Here is a 5,058-nt window from a genome sequence, read left to right as displayed (position 1 = left end):
CGCCGGCGCGGGCAGGCATTGTGTGCCGCCGCCACACGTGGCTGCGGGCGCGGTTTGCGGGCCTGTTCCGGGCGCACGTCGAGAACGGGCAGTTTATCGAGAAAGGCCAGATTTACGGTTCCATTGCCGACCCCTACGGCCAGCAGGCCGTGCGGCTGGAGTCGCCGGTGAGCGGCTACATCATCGGGCTGAACCACATGCCCGTGGTGAACCAGGGCGACGCGCTGCTGCACATCGGGGTGCCGGAGTAGGATGCCTGCGGCTTAATGAGGAGTTTCAGCCTTGTCGGCTTGATTTTCAATTCTTCATTTCTCATTCTTCATTCCTCATTGACCCCCGCGTTACTTTTGTTCTTTCCTCATCTTTTGTTTTCAATGAAAAACCCCATTCAGCTTACCATTAACGTTGTGCTGGCACTGGCCGTGGCCGGTTTGTATTTCCTGCATTTCAACCACAAGCCGGCCGCGCCGGCCCTGGCTACCGACAGCAGCACGGCCGTGATGGCTACGCCCGAGCCGGCCGCCGACACTGCTGCTACCACCAGCGCCGCCGAAACGACGCCCGCCGTGGCTACTGCTCCGGTGCAGGACAATACCACCGACTTCTCGGGTAAGCTGGCCTACGTGGAATCGGGCAAGCTGCTCGACGGCTACCAGGGCATGAAAGACGCACGTAAGTCGTTTGAGGGCAAGGTGCGCGGCCTCGAAAAGCAGAACCAGCAGATGCTGGCTACCTTCAAAGGCAACGTGGAAAGCTACCAGAAGCAGGCCTCGACGCTGAGCAATGAGCAGCGCGCCGCCACCGAGCAGAAGCTGCAGGAGCAGCAGCAGCAGGTGGCGCAGCAGCAGCAGATGCTACAGGCTCAGGCCCAGCAGGAAGAAGCCAAGCTGACCCAGACCGTGCTTGAGAGCGTGAACAAGAAGGTGGAAGCCTACGGCAAGGCCCACGGCTACAAGCTCATTCTCATTGCCGCGCCCAGCGGCACCATTGCCTACGGCGAGAAAAACCTCGACATCACGACTCCGGTGCTGGCGTACCTAAACGCCAACTACCGCAAGAAGTAGGCTGCCGGCCCGGCTGGCCTGAACGCCGGGCAGACGAGCTGGACGAAAAGCACAGAACGTCATGCTGAGCGCAGTCGACGCATCTCTACCGCAGTAGTAATCCAATCAATTGGGTTTGCTAATGCGATAGAGATGCGTCGACTGCGCTCAGCATGACGTTCTTTTTTTGTCTTTTGGGTAAAAAAATCTTTGCCCCAGGCAACCCGCGGTGCCGAATTTTGCTCTTCACCAAAACCTCATTTTCCCAGAAATAAAGCGGCCCGCGCAGCGTTGGGCTTGCCGTGGGCCGCTTCGGTTTGCTCCTTTCCTTCTGCATGAAAATACTTTTCCGCCTGGCCGCGCTGAGCAGCGCGGCGCTGCTCGGCGCGGCTACGGCGCGGGCGCAGCAAAACAACCGCCTCACCATCAGCGGCTACGTGCGCGATGCCGCCACCGGCGAAAGCCTGCCCGGCGTGGCCGTGGTGCACCCGGCCAGCGGGCAGGGCACCAGTACCAACACTTACGGTTTCTACTCGCTCACGCTCACGCCCGGGGCCGATTCGGTGCGGCTGCTGGTGTCGGCGCTGGGCTACGAGAAGCTGCGCCTGGCCGAAAAAGCCGGCCGCAGCTTTGTGCACGATTTCCGATTGAAGCCGTCGTCGGCCGAGCTGGCGGGGGTGGAAGTGGTGGGCAGCCGCGAGGAGAAGCTGGCCGAAAGCACGCGCATGGGCACCGTCAACATTCCGGTGAAGCAGATAAAGCTGCTGCCCTCGCTGCTGGGCGAAACCGATGTGCTGAAGGTGCTGCAGCTGCTGCCCGGCGTGCAGGCCGGCGGCGAGGGCAGCAGCGGCCTCTACGTGCGCGGCGGCTCGCCCGACCAGAACCTGCTGCTGCTCGACGGCACCCCCATCTACAACGCTTCGCACCTGTTCGGCTTCTTCTCCATCTTCAACGCCGATGCCATCAAGAACGTGGAGCTGATAAAGGGCGGCTTTCCGGCGCGCTACGGCGGGCGGCTGTCGTCGGTGCTCGACATCACGATGAAGGAGGGCAACATGGAAAAGCTGCATGGTGAGGGCTCCATCGGCCTCATTGCCTCGCGCCTCACGGTGGAAGGGCCCATTAAGAAAGACACGGCTTCGTTCATCTTCTCGGCCCGCCGCACCTACATCGACATTCTGGCCCGGCCGCTCATCAAGGCGCAGTCGAACGGCATATCGGCCGGTTACTACTTCTACGACCTGAACGGCAAGCTGAACTGGAAGCTAAGCCCGCGCGACCGGCTGTATCTGAGCGGCTATTTTGGGCGCGACGAGTTTTATTCTGATGACGAGCGCAAGCGCGACAACGGCGACTACTCGCGCGACAACAGCGCCCTGGGCTGGGGCAACCGCATTGCCGCCCTGCGCTGGAACCACGTGGTGAACGACCGATTGTTCATGAACAGCCACCTCACCTACACCCGCTACCAGTTCGACGTGGGCACCAGCCAGGAAGACCGGTACACGACTAACGGGCAGGCGCAAACCAGCAAGTATTCGCTCAACTACCTGTCGAACATTCAGGACGTGAGCGCCAAGCTGGATTTCGACTACGTGCCCAACCCCAACCACTACGTGCGCTTCGGTGGGCAGTACATCCGGCACCAGTTCCGGCCCGGCGCCATGCAGAGCGAAGGCAGCGACAACCCCGCCGACAACCAGGCCAGCGGCCGCCGCATCGGGGCCGACGAGGCCGGCCTCTACGCCGAAGACGACGTGCGGGTGAACGACCGCCTGAAGGTGAACGTAGGCCTGCGGCTGAACAGCTTTCTGGTAGATAAAAAGCTGTACCCGAGCCTGGAGCCGCGCGTGTCGGCCCGCTACCTGCTTACGGAGGATTGGTCCCTGAAGGCCGCCTACGCCCGCACCACGCAGTACGTGCACCTGCTCACCAACAGCAGCATTGGCCTGCCCACCGACCTGTGGGTGCCCACCACGGCCCGCACGCTGCCCCAGAAAGCCCAGCAGTTTAGCCTGGGCGCGGCCCGCAACCTGCGCTACCACGGCGAGGACTTCGAGTTCAGCGTGGAGACCTACTACAAGCCCATGCAAAACCTGATTGAGTTTCGGGAAGGAGCGGGCTTTATCGGGACGACGGACGACAACTACGAAAGCAAAATCACGAGCGGGCAGGGGTGGGCCTACGGGGCCGAGCTGTTCTTGCAGAAGAAATCCGGCCGCACCACCGGCTGGATTGGCTACACGCTTTCCTGGAGCAACCGCCGCTTCGCCGAGCTGAACCAGGGGCAACTATACCCCTACAAGTACGACCGGCGGCACGACTTTAAGCTGGTAGTTATTCACGAATTCAACAACCGCTACACGCTCTCGGGCACGTTCGTGTACGGCACGGGCAATGCCATCACGCTGGCCCAGGGCCGCTACCAGCTTAGCCCCTACAACACCTACGACGACTACGGCCCGCGCAACAGCTACCGCATGGCCGCCTACCACCGCCTCGACCTCGACCTGAGCCAGACCAAAAAGAAGCGCTGGGGCGAAGTCGTGAACAGCATCAGCGTGTACAACGCCTACAACCGGCACAACCCCTACTTCATCTACCTGGGCCGCGCAGCGGGCAGCGAAACGCCTAGCTACCGGCAGGTGTCACTGTTTCCCATCCTGCCTTCATTCAGCAAAACGTTTCGGTTTTAGCGAACTGCGCAACGCATAAGAGAAAAAAGAACGTCATGCTGAGCTTGTCTTCTTTCCAATTCCACGATGAAAAAACGCACCCTTGCCATTCTGCTCTTTACCGCATCGGCCGCTTTAGCTGGCTGTGAAACCGATGCCGGCCTGCCCGAGCCGCCGCACACGCCGCGCGTTTCGCTGTTCTACGTGCTTACGCCGACCCCGCAGGATTCGTCTTTTACGGAGCTGTTTCAGCAGCGGCAGCTCTACGTGAGCAACAGCCAGCGCGTGTTTGCAACGGCCTTCCTCGAAGGGCGCCGCGATGCCGCGGCCGAGCTGCGCGACGCCAGTGGCCACGTGGTGGAGCGCTATCGGCCCGTTACTGATAACTATAGCGGCGTGACCGGCTACTACCGGCCGGTGCTGGGCTTCCGGCCGCAGCCGGGCCAGCCCTACACGCTGCGCACCTCCCTGCCGGGCCTCGAAACCGCCGAGAGTACCCTCACGCTGCCGACGGCGCCCACCATCGAAAGCGCGGCTTTCCAGGCGCGCGGGGCCACCACGCCCAACCCCAGCACCCAAACCGGCCGTCTCACGGTCACCATTCGCGACGACGCCAATGCCGCCAACTACTACCTGGTATTTGCCCGAATATTGGATGCGCAGGGCCAGCCGTTCCGCTACGGCAGCTTGGAGGCCGACGACGACCAGAACAACGCTGTCGGGCTGGAGCAGTTTCAGCTGTCGAGCGCGCAGCAGCAGTACAACCTCGGCGTGTATGGCATCCGGCCCTTTGCCGATGCCAGCCACAACGGCGAGCCGCTCACGCTCAACGCCAACGTGCGCTACAACACCGGCTGCTACTCGCAGGGTGCATGCCCCACGCCGGCCTTCGTCGAAGTAACGGTGAGTAGCCTCACAGCCGACACTTACAACTTCTACCTATCGAACCGCCGCTACTACGATTCCAACGACAACCCCTTTGCCGAGCCCGCCCCGCTGGCCGGCAACGTGCGCAACGGCTACGGCCTGTTTGGCGGCGCTACCGATGCCACCTACCGCATCCGGCTGTAGCCGAAATGGCGCGGATTTTGCCAATGACTCATTGCGCGCCCGGCATCGGTAGTGGAATTAAACTCCACGAACCGCGCGTTGTCAAAGCCCCGTATACCGATTCGTCGTTCGTTCATTAAACGTCTTAGCTCATGAAAACCCGCTCATTTTATCTGCTGCTGATGCTGCTGCTGGCCGGGGCGCTGGCCCGTCCGGCCGCCGCTCAGGTGCGCGCCAACATTTCGTTCGGCTACCCGCCCCGCGCCTACTACGGCCCGCGCTACTACGCG

4 protein-coding genes are annotated in these 5,058 nt (G+C 62.0%); all 4 read left to right on the top strand.

The genetic code is table 11. The annotated features are described in order from the left end of the window. On the top strand, positions 1-251 hold a 251-nt coding region (locus ACYVDE_RS14205), incomplete at its 5' end, for a succinylglutamate desuccinylase/aspartoacylase family protein (RefSeq protein WP_460502200.1). 123 nt (positions 252-374) lie between these two features. Beyond that, entirely contained in the window at positions 375-1,064 is a 690-nt protein-coding gene (locus ACYVDE_RS14200) for an OmpH/Skp family outer membrane protein (RefSeq protein ID WP_460502199.1), read from the top strand. Between the two features lie 314 nt (positions 1,065-1,378). Further along, a complete protein-coding gene (locus tag ACYVDE_RS14195) occupies positions 1,379-3,739 on the top strand; it encodes a TonB-dependent receptor (protein WP_460502198.1) in 2,361 nt (786 codons plus the stop codon). Positions 3,740-3,805: 66 nt separating this feature from the next. Beyond that, a complete protein-coding gene (locus tag ACYVDE_RS14190; RefSeq protein WP_460502197.1) occupies positions 3,806-4,789 on the top strand; it encodes a DUF4249 family protein in 984 nt (327 codons plus the stop codon). Positions 4,790-5,058 lie beyond the last annotated feature (269 nt).

It is taken from the genome of Hymenobacter agri, assembly GCF_054778495.1.
Note: the sequence above shows the minus strand (reverse complement) of the source record. Positions and strands in the feature narration are given on the sequence as shown.